The sequence below is a fragment of the Lacisediminimonas profundi genome, assembly GCF_008831265.1.
GTDB classification, from domain to species: Bacteria; Pseudomonadota; Gammaproteobacteria; order Burkholderiales; family Burkholderiaceae_D; genus Lacisediminimonas; species Lacisediminimonas profundi.
Genome location: NZ_VTTH01000003.1, coordinates 411,701 through 428,660, shown reverse-complemented (window position 1 = coordinate 428,660; position 16,960 = coordinate 411,701). Strand labels below are relative to the sequence as shown.

At 61.6% G+C, this 16,960-nt stretch carries 13 protein-coding genes; 3 read left to right on the top strand and 10 right to left on the bottom strand.

The window, feature by feature from the left end; genetic code table 11:
• Window positions 1–26: 26 nt before the first annotated feature.
• From lpdA to FVE66_RS11600, 10 genes are all read right to left on the bottom strand, one after another.
• The gene (gene lpdA / locus FVE66_RS11645; RefSeq protein WP_151447587.1) at window positions 27–1,454 is read right to left on the bottom strand and encodes a dihydrolipoyl dehydrogenase; all 1,428 of its coding nucleotides are present in this window, start codon (window positions 1,452–1,454) and stop codon (window positions 27–29) included.
• Between the two features lie 115 nt (window positions 1,455–1,569).
• On the bottom strand, window positions 1,570–2,820 hold the full coding sequence (gene odhB / locus FVE66_RS11640) for a 2-oxoglutarate dehydrogenase complex dihydrolipoyllysine-residue succinyltransferase (RefSeq protein WP_151447586.1): 1,251 nt from the start codon (window positions 2,818–2,820) through the stop codon (window positions 1,570–1,572).
• A gap of 59 nt (window positions 2,821–2,879) precedes the next feature.
• Window positions 2,880–5,735 (bottom strand): 2-oxoglutarate dehydrogenase E1 component, encoded by a 2,856-nt coding sequence (locus FVE66_RS11635; protein ID WP_151447585.1) that lies wholly within the window; start codon window positions 5,733–5,735, stop codon window positions 2,880–2,882.
• Window positions 5,736–6,020: 285 nt separating this feature from the next.
• Window positions 6,021–7,325, bottom strand: a complete 1,305-nt coding sequence (gltA, locus tag FVE66_RS11630; protein WP_151447584.1) for a citrate synthase — start codon at window positions 7,323–7,325, stop codon at window positions 6,021–6,023.
• A 75-nt stretch (window positions 7,326–7,400) separates the two neighbouring features.
• Entirely contained in the window at window positions 7,401–7,670 is a 270-nt protein-coding gene (locus FVE66_RS11625) for an FAD assembly factor SdhE (protein WP_151447583.1), read from the bottom strand.
• A gap of 48 nt (window positions 7,671–7,718) precedes the next feature.
• Window positions 7,719–8,429 (bottom strand): succinate dehydrogenase iron-sulfur subunit, encoded by a 711-nt coding sequence (locus FVE66_RS11620; protein ID WP_151447582.1) that lies wholly within the window; start codon window positions 8,427–8,429, stop codon window positions 7,719–7,721.
• Window positions 8,430–8,440: 11 nt separating this feature from the next.
• Window positions 8,441–10,219, bottom strand: coding sequence for a succinate dehydrogenase flavoprotein subunit (gene sdhA, locus FVE66_RS11615; protein WP_151447581.1), 1,779 nt, complete (start codon window positions 10,217–10,219; stop codon window positions 8,441–8,443).
• A gap of 2 nt (window positions 10,220–10,221) precedes the next feature.
• Window positions 10,222–10,593 carry a succinate dehydrogenase, hydrophobic membrane anchor protein gene (gene sdhD, locus FVE66_RS11610; protein ID WP_151447580.1) on the bottom strand — a complete coding sequence of 124 codons (372 nt, stop codon included), beginning with the start codon at window positions 10,591–10,593 and terminating at the stop codon, window positions 10,222–10,224.
• 2 nt (window positions 10,594–10,595) lie between these two features.
• Window positions 10,596–11,006 (bottom strand): succinate dehydrogenase, cytochrome b556 subunit, encoded by a 411-nt coding sequence (sdhC, locus tag FVE66_RS11605; protein WP_151447579.1) that lies wholly within the window; start codon window positions 11,004–11,006, stop codon window positions 10,596–10,598.
• Between the two features lie 101 nt (window positions 11,007–11,107).
• Window positions 11,108–11,899 (bottom strand): GntR family transcriptional regulator, encoded by a 792-nt coding sequence (locus FVE66_RS11600; protein ID WP_151447578.1) that lies wholly within the window; start codon window positions 11,897–11,899, stop codon window positions 11,108–11,110.
• A gap of 356 nt (window positions 11,900–12,255) precedes the next feature.
• Between FVE66_RS11600 and FVE66_RS11595 the strand changes: the two genes are divergently transcribed.
• The 3 genes from FVE66_RS11595 to acnA all read left to right on the top strand — a co-directional run bounded on the left by FVE66_RS11595 (window position 12,256) and on the right by acnA (window position 16,930).
• A complete protein-coding gene (locus FVE66_RS11595) occupies window positions 12,256–13,245 on the top strand; it encodes a malate dehydrogenase (protein WP_151447577.1) in 990 nt (329 codons plus the stop codon).
• A 343-nt stretch (window positions 13,246–13,588) separates the two neighbouring features.
• Window positions 13,589–14,104 carry a hypothetical protein gene (locus FVE66_RS11590; RefSeq protein ID WP_151447576.1) on the top strand — a complete coding sequence of 172 codons (516 nt, stop codon included), beginning with the start codon at window positions 13,589–13,591 and terminating at the stop codon, window positions 14,102–14,104.
• A gap of 90 nt (window positions 14,105–14,194) precedes the next feature.
• The gene (acnA, locus tag FVE66_RS11585; RefSeq protein WP_151447575.1) at window positions 14,195–16,930 is read left to right on the top strand and encodes an aconitate hydratase AcnA; all 2,736 of its coding nucleotides are present in this window, start codon (window positions 14,195–14,197) and stop codon (window positions 16,928–16,930) included.
• The last annotated feature ends 30 nt before the right edge of the window (window positions 16,931–16,960 follow it).

Sequence of the window (16,960 nt, the reverse complement as noted above, 5' to 3'; positions counted from 1 at the left end):
TTGAAAGGCCGTAATCAGAAATGGAATCAGAAGTTGAGCGCCCGCTTGTCCACCGCGAGCGCCGCTTCCTTGGTTGCTTCCGACAGCGACGGATGAGCGTGGCAGATACGGGCGATGTCTTCCGACGAAGCACGGAATTCCATCGCGACGACCGCCTCGGAAATCAGCTCGGACGCCATCGGGCCAATGATGTGAACGCCAAGAATTTCGTCGGTGGTCGCATCAGCCAGGAATTTCACGAAGCCGGAAGTATCGCCCAAGGCGCGCGCGCGGCCATTGGCCAGGAACGGGAAAGAACCCGCCTTGTACGCCACGCCATCGGCCTTGAGCTGCTGCTCGGTCCGCCCCACCCAAGCAATTTCCGGCGACGTATATATGACCCAGGGAATTGTGTTGAAGTTCACATGCCCGTGCTGTCCCGCAATACGCTCGGCAACCGCGACGCCCTCTTCTTCCGCCTTGTGGGCCAGCATCGGACCGCGCACGACATCGCCGACCGCCCACACGTTGGGCAGGCTGGCGCGGCAGTCGCCATCTACAGCCACGAAGCCGCGCTCGTCGAGCTTCAAGCCGACCGCATCGCCGTTCAGGCCGTTGGTATTCGGCACCCGGCCGATCGACACGATCAGCTTGTCGAACACTGCCTTCTGGGCAACGCCCTTGTCATCGGTGTATTCGACGCTGACTTCCTTGCCATTGTTGACGATGGCACCGATCTTGACGCCGAGATGGATCGCCAGGCCCTGCTTGGTGAACAGCTTGTGCGCCTCTTTCGCGACCTGCTCGTCGACAGCGCCGAGGAATGCAGGCAGCGCTTCCAGCACCGTCACCTGCGAACCCAGGCGGCGCCAGACGCTGCCCATTTCCAGGCCGATCACGCCGGCGCCGATCACGCCCAGGCGGGCCGGCACGGCGTCGATCGCCAGTGCGCCGATGTTGGACAGGATGGACTTTTCATCGAATTCCGCACCGGGCAGGACCCGCGGACTGGATCCGGTGGCGATGATCACATGCTTGGCCACCAGGATTTCCTCGGCCGCGCCGCTGACCTTGATTTCATAGCCGCCGCCATCGGCCTTGGCGAACGAGCCGTGGCCGTGGAAGAAGCTGACCTTGTTCTTCTTGAACAGGTACAGGATGCCGTCGTTGTTCTGCTTGACCACTGCGTCCTTGCGGGCAACCATCTTGCCGACATTCAGCGACAGTCCCTTGACCTCGATGCCGTGGTCGGCAAAGGCGTGGCCGGCATGTTCATAGTTCTCGGACGACTGCAGCAATGCCTTGGAGGGAATGCAACCGACATTGGTGCAGGTGCCGCCGGGCGCAGGACCGCCCTTTTCGTTTTTCCAGTCGTCGATGCAAGCGGTGGAAAGGCCGAGCTGGGCCGCGCGAATGGCGGCGATATAGCCACCAGGGCCGCCGCCGATGACGACGACATCAAAATTTTTCGACATGTTGTGTTCCTTTTTCGATTCCGAACGGAAGGCAGCGATGACGAGTTGCGCCAACGGGAACGGGCAGCCATGCCGCCCTCGCCCGTTGGCGCCGCACTTCGCTGCGGCTGCCTGCTTACAAGTCCAGCAGCAAGCGCGCCGGATCTTCCAGCGCTTCCTTCATCGCCACCAGGCCGAGCACTGCTTCGCGGCCGTCGATGATGCGGTGGTCGTAGGACAGGGCCAGGTAGTTCATCGGACGAATCACGATCTGGCCGTCTTCGACAACCGGGCGATCCTTGGTGGCATGCACGCCGAGAATTGCCGACTGCGGCGGATTGATGATCGGGGTCGACAGCATCGAGCCGAACACGCCGCCGTTGGAGATCGAGAATGTGCCGCCGGTCAGCTCTTCCAGCGTCAGCTTGCCGTCGCGGGCCTTGACGCCGAACTCGCCGATCTTCTTTTCGATCTCTGCAATCGACAGCTGGTCGCAGTTGCGCAGGATAGGCACCACCAGGCCACGCGGCGATCCGACGGCGATGCCGATGTCGAAGTAGCCGTGGTAGACGATGTCATTGCCGTCGATCGATGCATTGATCAGCGGATACTTCTTCAGCGCAGCAACGGCTGCCTTGACGAAGAAGGACATGAAACCGAGCTTGACGCCGTGTTCCTTCTCGAACTTGTCCTTGTACTTGTTGCGCAGATCCATGACCGGCTTCATGTTCACTTCGTTGAACGTGGTCAGGATCGCGTTGGTCGCTTGCGACTGCAGCAGGCGTTCGGCAATACGCGCGCGCAGGCGGCTCATCGGCACCCGTTGCTCGGCACGCTCGCCGAGGTCGAACGAGGGCGCGACCACGGCAGCCAGGGCCGGGCGCGCAGCAGGTGCCGCCGGTGCAGCGGCGGGTGCTGCCTTGGCCTGGACTGCGCCAATCACGTCGCCCTTCGTAACACGGCCATCGCGGCCGGTACCGGCTACCTGGCTGGCCGACATGCTGTTCTCGGACAGCATCTTGGCTGCGGCCGGCATCGCAATAGCAGCGGCGGCAGGTGCAACTGCGGCAGCGGCCGATACGGGAGCCGGGGCTGCGGAAGCTACTGGAGCAGCGGCAGCAGCAGGAGCGACTGCGCCCGCCTGGGCTTCCGTATCGATACGCGCAATGATTTCACCGGCCACGACCGTGCTGCCGTCAGCCTTCAGGATTTCGGTAATGACTCCGGCGTTGGGCGCCGGCAGTTCCAGCACCACCTTGTCGGTTTCGATGTCGATCAGGTTTTCGTCGCGGGCGACCGCGGAGCCAACCTTTTTATGCCATTGCAGCAAGGTCGCTTCGGCGACTGATTCCGACAGCTGGGGTACTTTCACATCAAGAATTGCCATGTAACTCTCCGTTTCGGGTTGTTCGTGCGGCGCGCCGGCTTCCGGCGCGCCGCCGTGGATTATTTCGTCAGGACGAAGCCCTTGAGCTTCGAGAATGCAGCATCGAGCAGGGCTTTCTGCTGTGCGTAGTGCTTGTCGTAGTAGCCGACTGCCGGCGAGGCGCTGGCCGGACGGCCTGCATAGGCCAGCTTGTGACCTTCGTCCAGGCTTTCGAAGATGTTGTGCTGGATCTGGAACCACGCTCCCTGGTTCTGCGGCTCGTCCTGCGCCCAGACCAGTTCATTGAAGTTCGGGAACTTCTTCAGCTCGGCAGCAAACGCCTTGTGCGGGAACGGATACAACTGCTCGATGCGGATGATCGCTGCATCGGTGGCGCCACGGTCCTTGCGGGCGGCAACCAGGTCGTAATACACCTTGCCGGAGCAGGCAATCACGCGCTTGACCTTCTTCGGATCGATCTTTTCATCGACCTCGCCGATGACGGTCTGGAAGCTGCCTTTGGCCAGATCTGACAGCGCTGAGCCGGCATCCTTGTTGCGCAGCAGCGACTTGGGCGTGAAAATCACCAGCGGCTTGCGGAACGGACGGATCATCTGGCGGCGCAGCAAGTGGAATATCTGCGCAGCCGTGGTCGGCTGGATCACCTGCATGTTGTTGTCGGCACACAGCTGCAAGAAACGTTCGATGCGGGCCGATGAGTGTTCCGGACCCTGGCCTTCATAGCCGTGCGGCAGCATCATGACCAGGCCGGATGCCCGGCCCCACTTCACTTCGCCGGAGCTGATGAACTGGTCGATCACGACCTGGGCGCCGTTGGCGAAGTCGCCGAACTGCGCTTCCCAGATCGTCAGCGTGTTGGGCTCTGCGCTGGAATAGCCGTATTCGAAGCCGAGCACGGCCTCTTCCGACAGCACCGAGTCGATCACGGTGAACGGCGCCTGCTGTTCCGAGACGTTTTCCAGCGGGATGTAGCTGCCCTGGTCCCAGCGTTCGCGCTTCTGGTCGTGCAGCACGGCGTGGCGGTGCACGAAAGTGCCGCGGCCTGCATCCTGGCCGGTCAGGCGGATTGCATAGCCGGACGACAGCAGGGATGCCAGGCCGAGATGCTCGCCCATGCCCCAGTCGAGATTCATTTCTCCGCGGCCCATCGCTGCGCGGTCAGCCAGCACCTTCTCCACCAGCGGATGCGGCTTGAACGCTTCCGGCACGCTGGTGATGCGCGCGGCCAGCCGCTTCAGCTCCGCAACCGGCACGGCAGTGTCGGCGGCATCAGTCCACTTGCGGTTGAGGAAGGGCATCCAGTCAACTGCAAACTTGCCCTTGAAGTTCGAGATGACCGGGTCGACCGTGTGGCGGCCCGCATCCATCGCATCGCGGTAGGCCCTGGCCATTGCGTCGCCATCGCCCTCGGCGATCGTGCCCTGCACCGCCAGCTTGTCGGCATACAGCTTGCGAGTACCGGGATGCTTGGCGATTTTCTTGTACATCAGCGGCTGCGTCAGCGCCGGCGTATCCTGCTCGTTGTGGCCGAGCTTGCGGAAGCAGACGATGTCGACCACGATGTCTTTCTTGAATTCAAGACGGTAGTCGAGCGCAATCTGTGACGCCAGCACGACCGCCTCGGGATCGTCGCCGTTCACGTGCAGCACCGGCGCCTCGATCATCTTGACCACGTCCGAGCAATACAGCGTCGAACGGGCATCGCGCGGATCGGAGGTGGTGAAGCCGATCTGGTTGTTGATCACGATATGGACCGTGCCGCCCGTGCCGTAGCCGCGGGTCTGCGCCAGGTTCAGCGTTTCCATCACGACGCCCTGCCCTGCGAATGCGGCGTCGCCATGCACCAGCACCGGCAAAACCTGCGAGCCATCCTTGTCGCCGCGGCGATCCATGCGCGCCTTGACCGAACCCTCGACCACCGGGTTGACGATTTCGAGGTGCGAAGGATTGAACGCCAGCGACAGGTGGACCGGTCCGCCCGGACTGGTGATGTCCGACGAGAAGCCCTGGTGGTATTTGACGTCGCCGGCCGGCAGGTCATCGGCGTGATGGCCTTCGAATTCGGCAAACAGTTCCTGCGGCATCTTGCCGAGGGTGTTGACCAGCACGTTCAGTCGGCCGCGATGGGCCATGCCGATCACGATCTCCTGCACGCCATGGGCGCCGGCGCGCTGGATCGTCTCGTCGAGCGAGGCGATGAAGCTTTCGCCGCCTTCGAGCGAAAAACGCTTCTGGCCGACGTATTTGGTATGAAGATAGCGCTCCAGGCCTTCGGCTGCGGTCAACCGCTCGAGGATGTGACGCTTCTTTTCCGGGCTGAAATCCGGGGTGGCGCGGGTCGATTCCAGGCGCTCCTGCAGCCACCGTTTTTGCGTCGGATCGGTGACATACATGAACTCGGTGCCGATTGTGCGGCAGTACGTGTCGCGCAGCGCGTTCAACAGGTCGCGCAGGGTCGCGGTTTCGGTGCCGAAGTAGGTATTGCTGATATTGAACACGATGTCCATGTCAGCATCGGTGAAGCCGTAGAAAGCCGGATCGAGTTCCGGGATCGACGGACGTTCCTGGCGCTGCAGCGGATCGAGGTTGGCCCAGCGGTTGCCGAGAAAACGGTAAGCACCGATCAACTGGGTGACGGCGACGCGCTTGCGGCCCATCTCGGCATCGGCGGATGCGGAGACGGTGCGGATCGGGCCTTGCTTGGCGCGCTCTGCGAAGGAAGCCACGACCGGCGCATGGGCGACATCGGGACGGCTGCTGCCATCGACAGCGGGGACATGCTGCATCGCGTCAAAATAGGCGCGCCAGTTGTCGGGAACGGAACCTGGATTGTTGAGGTAAGCCTCGTACAGTTCTTCAACGTACGGTGCATTGCCTCCAAACAGATAGGAATTGGAGAAGTAGTTCTGCATCATCTTTGCTCACCTTTCTTCGCGCTTCGCGAAGTTAGCGGGTTCATGAACCTTCCGCGACACGGCCTGACCGGTTGGCGGATTGCATATCAAGTTGTGGGGAAGGGCTGTGGTATTGGGTGTAGCGGGCACGTTTTAATAGGCGGAAAGCATAACACAGGAGCAGCAAGCAAGTTGACGGCTCCCGGGCTTTTTGTCGCAGCGACCACGTCCGTCCTGCCCTGACGTAAAAAAAGCGGGCCGAAGCCCGCTTTTTTCATGCCGGATCAGATCCGGACAGGACGCAACTCAAGCACGCAGCTTCATGGCAGGAACGTCGCGCTGGGTCGGGCCCACATACAACTGGCGCGGACGGCCGATCTTTTGCTCGGGATCGGAAATCATCTCGTTCCACTGCGCGATCCAGCCGACGGTGCGCGCCATCGCGAAGATGCCGGTAAACAGTGAGACCGGGATACCCAGTGCCGACTGCACGATGCCGGAGTAGAAGTCGACGTTCGGATACAGCTTGCGGCTGACGAAGTATTCGTCTTCCAGCGCAACCTTTTCCAGCGCCATCGCCAGCTTGAACAGCGGGTCGTTTTCCAGGCCCAGTTCAGCCAGCACTTCGTGGCAGGTTTCGCGCATCAGCTTGGCGCGCGGATCGTAGTTCTTGTACACGCGATGGCCAAAGCCCATCAGCTTGACGCCCGAATTCTTGTCTTTGACCTGCTTGACGAATTCGCCGATCTTGTCGACCGAACCGATCTCGCGCAGCATGTTCAGCGCCGCTTCGTTGGCGCCGCCGTGTGCCGGGCCCCACAAGCAGGCGATGCCGGCAGCGATACAGGCGAACGGGTTGGCGCCGGAAGAACCGGCCAGCCGAACGGTCGAGGTCGACGCGTTTTGCTCATGATCCGCGTGCAGGATCAGGATGCGGTCGAGCGCGCGCACCAGCACGTCGTTCACCTTGTACGGCGAGCACGGCGTGGAGAACATCATGCGCATGAAGTTCGCGCTGTAGGACAGGTCGTTCTGCGGGTACACGAAGGGCTGGCCGACCGAATACTTGTATGCCATCGCCACCAGCGTCGGCATCTTTGCGATCAGGCGAATCGCCGACACTTCGCGATGGTGCGGATCGTTGATGTCGAGCGAGTCATGGTAGAACGAGGCCAGTGCGCCGACCGTGCCGACCAACACCGACATCGGGTGCGCGTCACGACGGAAACCGCGGAAGAAGAATTGCATCTGCTCGTGCACCATCGTGTGATTGGTGACGGTGCCGACGAACTGGTCTTTCTGGCCCTGGTTCGGCAGCTCGCCGTTCAGCAGCAGGTAGCAGGTTTCGAGGAAGTCGCAGTTCACCGCCAGCTGCTCGATCGGATAGCCGCGATACAGCAATTCGCCCTTGTCGCCGTCAATGTAGGTGATCGACGAATTGCACGATGCGGTCGACATGAAACCCGGATCGTAGGTGAATTTGCTGGTAGCGCCGTACAGTTTGCGGATATCCACGACATCGGGACCAATCGTCCCTTTGTAGACGGGAAACTCCACCGATGGCGAGCCGTCGGCGAACGACAGCGTGGCTTTGGCGTCAGATTTGTTCATGGATGTTCCTTATTTCTTGTAGTAAGCGGCAGTACAACAAAACTCTATCGGTTCACGACGACGACCCGGAACTGCTCATGCCGAGCGCAGCCGCACCAGCAAGCTGCGCACCTGCGGCAAGTCAAGCTCGCCTTCGGGTTCCTGACTGGCCAGCAGCAGGCCCATCAGATCATTGTCGGACAACTCCATCAGGCGGGTGAAAGCGTCAACTTCCTCGTCTGTCAGTGCTGACTCGTGCGCATCCAGGAATCGCGTCAGGATCAGGTCGTTCTCCAGCAATCCCCTGCGGCTGCGCCAGCGCAGGCGGGCGCGTCGTGCGGGATCTGATTGGTGGGTCTGCGACATGATCTGGAACCGGGAAACAGCGGAACCCGAGGCTCCGCCAGATAACAATTAAACAGCGCGACGAACCAGCAATTCCTTGATCTTGCCGATTGCCTGGTTCGGGTTCAGCCCTTTGGGGCAAACGTCGACGCAATTCATGATCGAGTGGCAGCGGAACAGCCGGTACGGATCTTCCAGGTTGTCCAGGCGCTCGCCTGTCGCCTGGTCGCGGTCGTCGGCGATGAAGCGATACGCTTGCAGCAGGCCAGCCGGGCCGACGAACTTGTCCGGATTCCACCAGAAAGACGGGCACGAGGTCGAGCAGCACGCGCACAGGATGCATTCGTACAGCCCGTCGAGCTCTTCCCGTGCAGCCGGCGTTTGCAGCCGCTCTTTCTCGGGAGGAATCGACTCATTGACCAGGAACGGCTTGATCGAGTGGTATTGCTTGAAGAAGTTCGTCATGTCGACGATCAGGTCGCGAATGACAGGCAAGCCGGGCAAGGGACGCAGCACGATCGGCTCCGAGAGCTCGTTCAGGTTGGTCGTGCAGGCCAGGCCGTTCTTGCCATTGATATTCATCGCGTCCGACCCGCACACGCCTTCGCGGCACGAGCGGCGCAGCGCCAGCGAGTCGTCGACGTCGGACTTGATGCGCATCAGCGCGTCGAGCAGCATCTTGTCGGTGTCCTGCAGGGTGACCGTGAGGTCCTGCATGTAGGGCTTGGCGTCCTTGTCCGGATCGTAGCGGTAAATCTGGAATTTCAGCGTGCGTGCCATATTCAAATCTCTTAGAAGGTGCGTGCTTTAGGCTTGAAGGTCTCGACCGACAGCGGCTTGGTGATCACAGGCTTGTAGTCCAGGCGGTTGCCTTCGGAATAGAACAGCGAGTGCTTCATCCAGTTCTCGTCGTCGCGCGCCTCGAAATCGCGGTGCGCATGCGCGCCGCGGGACTCCTTGCGCGCAGCGGCGGAGACGATGGTCGCCTTGGCCACTTCGATCAGGTTGTCAAGCTCGAGCGCTTCCACGCGGGCGGTATTGAATACCTTGGACTTGTCCTTGAATGAGACGTGCTTGCGGCGCTCGTCCATTTCCATGATGGCCTTGACGCCGCCGTCGAGCAGTTCCTGCGTGCGGAACACGCCGCAGTAATGCTGCATGGACTGGCGAATGCCGTTGGCGACATCCTGCACACGCTCGGAACCGGTGCTGGTTTCGAGCCGGTCCAGGCGCGACAGCGCTAGGTCGGCAGCATCAGCCGGCAGCGGCTTGTGGCTGCGTGCCTTGAGGTTGCTGGCCACCACATGGTTGCCGGCAGCACGGCCGAATACCAGCAGGTCGAGCAGCGAGTTGGTGCCGAGACGGTTGGCACCGTGCACCGAGACGCAAGCGCATTCGCCGATGGCATACATGCCGTTGACGATCTCGTTCGGATTGCCGTTCTTGGGCGCGACCACCTGGCCGTAGATATTGGTGGGAATGCCGCCCATCTGGTAGTGGATGGTGGGCACGACCGGAATCGGCTCGCGGGTGGCGTCGACGTTGGCGAACTTGTGGCCGATTTCGAGGATCGACGGCAGGCGCTTCTTGATCGTGTCGGCGCCGATGTGGCGCAGGTCGAGCAGCACGTGGTCCTTGTTCGGACCGCAACCGCGGCCTTCCTTGATCTCCTGGTCCATCGAACGCGACACGAAGTCACGCGGCGCCAGGTCCTTCAGCGTCGGCGCGTAACGCTCCATGAAGCGCTCGCCATTGCTGTTGATCAGGATGCCGCCTTCGCCGCGCACGCCTTCGGTGATCAGCACGCCGGCGCCGGCTACGCCGGTCGGGTGGAACTGCCAGAATTCCATGTCTTCCAGCGGCAGCCCGGCGCGTGCCGCCATGCCCATGCCGTCGCCGGTATTGATGAAGGCATTGGTCGATGCAGCCCAGATGCGGCCGGCACCACCGGTTGCGAAGATCGTGGTCTTCGCTTCCAGGATCATGACATCACCGGTTTCCATCTCGAGCGCAACCACGCCCAGCACGTCGCCGTCGGCATCGCGGATCAGGTCGATCGCCATCCACTCGACGAAGAAATGGGTGCGAGCGCGGACGTTGCGCTGGTACAGCGTGTGCAGCATCGCGTGGCCGGTGCGGTCGGCCGCGGCGCAAGCGCGCTGCACGGGCTTCTCGCCGAAGTTGGCCGTGTGGCCACCGAACGGACGCTGGTAAATGGTGCCGTCCGGATTACGGTCGAACGGCATGCCGAAGTGTTCCAGCTCATAGACGACCTTCGGGGCCTCGCGGCACATGAATTCCACCGCGTCCTGGTCACCGAGATAGTCGCCACCCTTGACGGTGTCGAACATGTGCCAGTACCAGCTGTCCTCGGTCATGTTACCGAGCGAGGCGCCGATGCCGCCCTGGGCGGCAACGGTATGGGAACGGGTCGGGAACACCTTGGACAGCACGGCGACATTCAGGCCGGCTTCCGCCAGTTGCAGGGAAGCGCGCATGCCGGAACCGCCGGCGCCGACGATGACTGCGTCGAAACGACGCACGGGGAGAGAGGATTTGATTGCTGCCACGATTAGACTTTCCAGAGAATCTGAGCCGCCCATGCGGCACATCCAACCAGCCACGCGATGGTGGCCAATTGCAGGATCAGGCGCAGGACGACCGGTTTGACGTAATCCATCCAGACATTACGCATGCCGACCCAGGCGTGATAGAACAACGAGAGCAGCGCTACGAAACTGAACAGCTTGAACCATTGACGGGCAAACATGCCGGCCCACGACTCGTAGCCGATGTCGCCGGCGAACAGGAACGAGACCAGCAGTACCAGCGTGTAAGCGGCCATCACGATGGCGGTCAGGCGTTGCGCCAGCCAGTCGGCGGTGCCGTAATGCGCGCCGACGACGAGTCGACGCGGTCCGATATTGTCAGGTGTATGCGCCATCTTCAGAATGCTCCAAACAGTTTCAGTGCGACCAGCGCGGTCAGGAAAAGGCTGACGCCGAGCGTGGCCACCGCAGTCTTGCGGGCGCCTTCCTTGGTGCCGGCAACATGGACGTCGAGCAGCAGATGGCGAATGCCGGCGCAGAAATGATGCAGGTAGCCCCAGGACAAGGCCAGCACCACCAGCTTGACGAACCAGAGCGACAGGAAGCCCTTGAAATAATCGAAGGAGATTTCAGAGGTCAGGCTCTTGTCGAGCAGGAACAGGATGAATGGAAGAAGAAGGAAGATCAGTGCGCCGCTGACGCGATGCAGGATCGAGACGATTGCGGCCAGCGGCATCCGGTATCGCACGATCTGCGTGATATGGATGTTCCGGAACTGTGGCCTTTCTTTTTTTACTGCTTCTGACATGCTTGCCCCTCGAAATCGAAACTTTGCAATTTTCGCCTATTTTCATGCACCGCACCAATACTTCTTGATGATCCGGCACAAAGCTGCGCCCGACTATACTGCTAGCCGAGCTCGTTTTGATAGTGGTGATTCTCCGTATGGTACAACCCGCGCCGCACTTCGACCGGTTTGTCTCCATAAGTGTAGGACACCCGCTCGACCGAGAGCAGCGGCGTACCGGATGCTACGCCAAGCAGGCCGGCGACAGCCTCGTCGGCCGCGACCGCGCGGATGCGCTCGGTGGCCCGGATCATGCGGGTGCCGAACTCGGTCTCGAACAGTCCGTACATCGGGCCCTTGTATTCAACCAGCCGCTCGGTGGTCAGGCCCTTGAACAGGAGTCCGGGCAGCCACAGCTCGTCAAGTATGATCGGCACGCCGTCGAAAGACTGGACCCGCTTGATGAAAATGACGGAGTCGCCGGCACGCAGGTCAAGCAGGCGCGCCACTTCCGCCGGCGCCCGCAGCCGTTTGACCTCGATGACGCGATTTTCCGCCGGATGGGGCTCGCCGGTATCCGGCATCAGGCGCAGGAAGCGGAACTGGGCCCGGGCCTCATGGTGGGTAGCGACGAAGGTGCCCTTGCCCTGCCGGCGCACCACCAGGTTCTCGGCCGAAAGCTCGTCGATCGCCTTGCGCACGGTGCCCTGGCTGACCTTGTAACGGGCAGCCAGTTCAACTTCGCTCGGAATCAGCTCGCCAGGCTTCCACTCGCCCGACTGCAGGCTCCTGGTGATCAGGGCCTTGATCTGCTGGTACAAGGGGCTGAAAGTCGGCGAACTGCCAGAGGAGGAATGTCCGGTGCCAGCAGCCAAAACAGGGGAATTCGTCAGATGCGAAGGGGCGACACTCATGATTGGCATTTGACCATAAAAGGCCGTTTGCCGTCCAGAAAAAAGTGGGGGTAATATGTCTTATATAAGACATAAGATAAGCGTTGACAGAGTGCCCTCGCCGGCCTACACTCGCGGCAACTTTTCCCCGCCGCCTCCGGCGCAATGGCCGGCAGGCCGTGGCGCCCACTTCACCACGCATTCAGGCTGACGCGACATGTTTTCACCGGTATCATTATTCGTTCCCGCGAATAAGTTCGTTCCCGCGAACAAGCATCGCCAGCATCGCAGCCCGATTTCGTCAGCACCCCACATAGCACCAGACATAGCACCTCACGCATCGCTTATTATTTTCCACACCACTTTGGAGATTCAACATGGCTAAAGCCCCAATGCGCGTGGCCGTCACCGGCGCCGCCGGACAGATCGGTTACTCCCTGCTGTTCCGCATCGCCAACGGCGACATGCTCGGCCGGGACCAACCGGTCATCCTGCAGTTGCTGGAGATCCCGGACGAAAAGGCGCAGAAGGCACTGAAGGGCGTCATGATGGAAATCGACGACTGCGCCTTCCCTCTGCTGGCCGGGATGAGCGCGCACAGCGACCCGATGACCGCATTCAAGGATGCCGACGTTGCCCTGCTGGTCGGCGCCCGTCCGCGCGGCCCCGGAATGGAACGCAAGGACCTGCTGGAAGCCAACGCACAGATCTTCACGGTGCAGGGCCGCGCGCTGGACGCCGTCGCCTCGCGTAATATCAAGGTGCTGGTGGTCGGCAATCCGGCCAATACCAATGCCTACATCGCGATGAAATCGGCGCCGAGCCTGCCATCGAAGAATTTCACCGCCATGCTGCGCCTGGACCACAACCGCGCACTGTCGCAGGTCGCGGCCAAGATCGGCAAGCCCGTCTCCGCAATCGAAAAGCTGTGCGTCTGGGGCAACCACTCGCCGACCATGTACGCCGACTACCGTTTTGCGACCGCTGACGGCCAATCGGTCAAGGACCTGATCAACGACCAGGTCTGGAACAAGGACGTGTTCCTGCCGACCGTCGGCAAGCGTGGCGCAGCGATCATCGAAGCACGCGGACTGTCGTCGGCGGCATCGGCAGCGAATGCGGCGATCGACCACGTTCGCGACTGGGTGCTGGGCACCAACGGCAAGTGGACCACGATGGGCATCCCGTCGGACGGTTCCTACGGCATTCCTGAAGGCACCATGTTCGGCTACCCGGTCACGACCGAGAACGGCGAATACAAGATCGTGCAAGGACTGGAAATCGACGCTTTTTCGCAAGAGCGCATCAACCTGACGCTGAAAGAGTTGCAGGAAGAGCGCGACGGCGTCAAGCATCTGGTCGGCTGACAGCAGTAGCGTAGTAGAGTAATGCTGCCGGCGCGTGCGCCGGCAGCTTCGCACCAAACCTGTCCCGAGCCGATCCATCACCTGTGCCCGACGGCATTCCATCGAACAGCAGTAGCCCAACTCAATGCGCATGTTCAAGTTCTTCTTCCAGGGCAGTCCGGCTTACGAACCGGCACCACGCATGCAACAGTGTTGCGCGCGCCCTGCAACAAGAGCTTCGACGACAACGGTGCAATTGCCCCGGCTCGCAGTCGCCCCTTCCCCCTGCCTGCACGAAGACGACGGCTGCGACCGCCGCACCCAGGCTGGCTTTCCCCGGCGAACCTACAAGGAGACAATCGCCATGAAATCAGTCCTCAATGCCCTGATGCTGGGCGCCGCATTCGCCGCATTCACTCCGGTCGCGATGGCGCAATCCTCGCCCCCGGCCAAGCCGCAGGCAAAGGCGCAGAAAAAGACGGTCAAGTCGAACAAAGCCGACAACAAGGAACAGGGCCCGGCCCTGGAAGATGACAAGGACCTGGACGTCGCCAAATCGAGCGTGACCGATCTGCAGTGCGCCCATGGCGACAAAGTCACGCTCTACGAGAACGCCGACGACAACAGCCACATCGGCATGCGCTGGAAAAAGCATCTGCTGCGCATGCATCGGGTGGAAACGACCACCGGCGCAAACCGCTTCGAAAGCCGCAAGCATGGCCTGGTATGGATCGGCATTCCGGCCAAGGGCATGCTGCTCGATTCGAAGCGCGGCCAGCAGCTGGCGAATGAATGCCGCAGCCAGGCCCAGGTGGTAGCCCAGTCAGGCCCGCAGGAACCGGCGCAGCCGCAACTGCTGATCACGGAAGCGAAAAAATAAGCGTCGTCGACACCTTGGCATTGCCGGGCCATGAGCAGAACAAGATCACAAAATTCACAACCGTATTGATATGCAAACCAAGGAGAGGTCATGTCTCGCAACATCCTGAAAACGCTGAAGGACTTCAAGGTCAGCAGTTCCCGCAAAGGAAAGTTCTACTCGCTCCCGGCCCTGGGAAAAACGCTGGGCGTCGATATCTCCCGGCTGCCGGTCTCGATCCGTATCGTGCTGGAGTCGGTGCTGCGCAACTGCGACGGCAAGAAAGTGACCGAAGAGCACGTGCGCCAGCTGGCAAACTGGGCGCCGAACGCGCCGCGCACTGACGAGATTCCGTTCGTTGTCGCACGCGTCGTGCTGCAGGACTTTACCGGCGTGCCCCTGCTGGCCGACCTGGCCGCCATGCGTGGCGTGGCCGCCGCCGCGGGCAAGAATCCGAAAAATATCGAACCGCTGGTGCCGGTCGACCTGGTGGTCGACCACTCGGTGCAGATCGACCACTACGGCACGAAGAAGGCGCTCGACCTGAACATGAAGCTGGAATTCCAGCGCAACAACGAGCGCTACCAGTTCATGAAGTGGGGCATGCAGGCATTTGACACCTTCGGCGTCGTGCCTCCCGGCTTCGGCATCGTGCACCAGGTCAACCTTGAGTACCTCGCACGCGGCGTCCACAAGAAGGATGACGTCTATTACTTCGACTCGCTGGTCGGTACCGACTCGCACACCACCATGATCAACGGCGTCGGCGTCGTGGCATGGGGTGTGGGCGGCATCGAGGCAGAAGCCGGCATGCTGGGCCAGCCGGTGTATTTCCTGACCCCGGACGTGGTTGGCGTGAACCTGACCGGACGCCTGCGTGAAGGCGTGACGGCAACCGACCTGGTGCTGACCATCACCGAAATGCTGCGCAAGGAAAAAGTCGTCGGCAAGTTCGTCGAATTCTTCGGCGAAGGCACGGAGTTCCTGTCGCCGACCGACCGCGCGACCATCGGCAACATGGCGCCTGAATACGGCGCGACCATGGGCTTTTTCCCGATCGACGCATCGACCATCGACTATTTCCGCGGCACCGGCCGCAGCAAGTCCGAGATCGACGCGTTCGAAAATTATTTCCGCGCGCAGAAAATGTTCGGCGTTCCGAAAGAAGGCGAGATCGACTACAGCAGCGTGGTCAGCCTCGACCTCGGCACCGTGGCGCCGTCGCTGGCTGGCCCGAAGCGTCCGCAAGACCGCATCGAGATCGGCAATGTGAAGTCCAACTTCGCCACGCTGTTCTCCAGCCCGGCCTCTGAAAACGGCTTCAACAAGAAGGCGGAAGACCTGCCTGCCGTGTACGAGACCACCGACGGCGTCAAGCTCAGGAACGGCGACGTGCTGATCGCTTCGATCACCTCGTGCACCAACACCTCCAACCCGAGCGTGCTGCTGGCAGCCGGGCTGCTGGCCAAGAAAGCGGTCGAAGCCGGCCTCAAGGTCTCGCCGCACATCAAGACCTCGCTGGCGCCCGGATCGCGCGTCGTCACCAAGTACCTGGAAGCAGCAGGCCTGCTGCCCTACCTGGAAAAGCTGGGCTTTGCGGTCACTTCCTACGGCTGCTCCACCTGCATCGGCAACGCCGGTGACCTGACCAGCGAACTCAACGAAGCGATCGTCAAGAACGACGTCGTTGCGGCCGCCGTGCTGTCGGGCAACCGCAATTTCGAAGCGCGCATCCATCCGAACCTGCGTGCCAACTTCCTGGCCTCGCCACCGCTGGTGGTCGCCTATGCGATCGCCGGAACCATGCTGAAAGACCTGATGACCGAGCCGGTCGGCAAGGGTAAAGGCGGACGCGACATCTTCCTGGGCGACATCTGGCCGACCACCAAGGAAATCAACAAGCTGATGCGCTTCGCGATGAACGCCAAAGTGTTCAAGGAAAATTATGCCGAGGTGAAGGACAACCCGGGCAAGCTGTGGCAGGGGATCAAGGGCGTGGCTACCGGCGAAGTCTACAACTGGCCGAAATCGACCTACATTGCGGAGCCTCCTTTCTTCCAGGACTTTTCCATGCAGCCGGCCGCGGCAGCGACCGGCATCAGCGGTGCGCGCGCGCTCGGCGTGTTCGGCGACTCGATCACCACCGACCACATCTCCCCTGCCGGTTCCATCAAGGAATCGAGCCCGGCCGGCGTCTGGCTGAAGGCAAACGGCGTGCTGAAGGCCGACTTCAACTCGTACGGCTCGCGCCGCGGCAACCATGAGGTGATGATGCGCGGCACGTTTGCCAACGTCCGCATCAAGAACCTGATGGTCCCGGCCAAGCCGGACGGTTCCCGCGTCGAAGGCGGCATCACCCTGTACCAGCCGGAAGGTACGGAAATGTCGATCTACGACGCCGCCATGAAGTACATCGACAGCGGCGTGCCGACCATGATCTTCGCTGGCGAAGAATACGGCACCGGCTCGTCGCGCGACTGGGCTGCCAAGGGCACCCAGCTGCTGGGCGTGAAGGCAGTGTTTGCCCGTTCGTTCGAACGGATCCACCGTTCCAACCTGGTTGGCATGGGCGTGCTGCCGCTGCAATTCATCGGCGACGACAGCGTGGACAGCCTTGGCATCACCGGCAACGAGACCTACGACCTGAAAGGCCTCGAAAACGAGATCACGCCGCAGCAACGTGCGACGCTCGTGATCCACCGTGCCGACGGCAGCACCCGGGAAGTCCAGGTACTGTTGCGCATCGACACGCCGATCGAAGTCGACTACTACCGTCACGGCGGCATCCTGCCGTTCGTGCTGCGCCAGTTGTTGGCCGACGCGCCCGACGCTGCACGCGCGGCGTAAGCAGTAATTGCGGTCGCGCACGCCGTGCGT

What these genes read in the sequence shown, in the direction of transcription:
- lpdA (WP_151447587.1), bottom strand. Translation starts at nt 1,454, where the DNA reads ATGTCGAAAAATTTTGATGTCGTCGTCATCGGCGGCGGCCCTGGTGGC.
- odhB (WP_151447586.1), bottom strand. Translation starts at nt 2,820, where the DNA reads ATGGCAATTCTTGATGTGAAAGTACCCCAGCTGTCGGAATCAGTCGCC.
- FVE66_RS11635 (WP_151447585.1), bottom strand. Translation starts at nt 5,735, where the DNA reads ATGATGCAGAACTACTTCTCCAATTCCTATCTGTTTGGAGGCAATGCA.
- gltA (WP_151447584.1), bottom strand. Translation starts at nt 7,325, where the DNA reads ATGAACAAATCTGACGCCAAAGCCACGCTGTCGTTCGCCGACGGCTCG.
- FVE66_RS11625 (WP_151447583.1), bottom strand. Translation starts at nt 7,670, where the DNA reads ATGTCGCAGACCCACCAATCAGATCCCGCACGACGCGCCCGCCTGCGC.
- FVE66_RS11620 (WP_151447582.1), bottom strand. Translation starts at nt 8,429, where the DNA reads ATGGCACGCACGCTGAAATTCCAGATTTACCGCTACGATCCGGACAAG.
- sdhD (WP_151447580.1), bottom strand. Translation starts at nt 10,593, where the DNA reads ATGGCGCATACACCTGACAATATCGGACCGCGTCGACTCGTCGTCGGC.
- sdhC (WP_151447579.1), bottom strand. Translation starts at nt 11,006, where the DNA reads ATGTCAGAAGCAGTAAAAAAAGAAAGGCCACAGTTCCGGAACATCCAT.
- FVE66_RS11600 (WP_151447578.1), bottom strand. Translation starts at nt 11,899, where the DNA reads ATGAGTGTCGCCCCTTCGCATCTGACGAATTCCCCTGTTTTGGCTGCT.
- FVE66_RS11595 (WP_151447577.1), top strand. Translation starts at nt 12,256, where the DNA reads ATGGCTAAAGCCCCAATGCGCGTGGCCGTCACCGGCGCCGCCGGACAG.
- FVE66_RS11590 (WP_151447576.1), top strand. Translation starts at nt 13,589, where the DNA reads ATGAAATCAGTCCTCAATGCCCTGATGCTGGGCGCCGCATTCGCCGCA.
- acnA (WP_151447575.1), top strand. Translation starts at nt 14,195, where the DNA reads ATGTCTCGCAACATCCTGAAAACGCTGAAGGACTTCAAGGTCAGCAGT.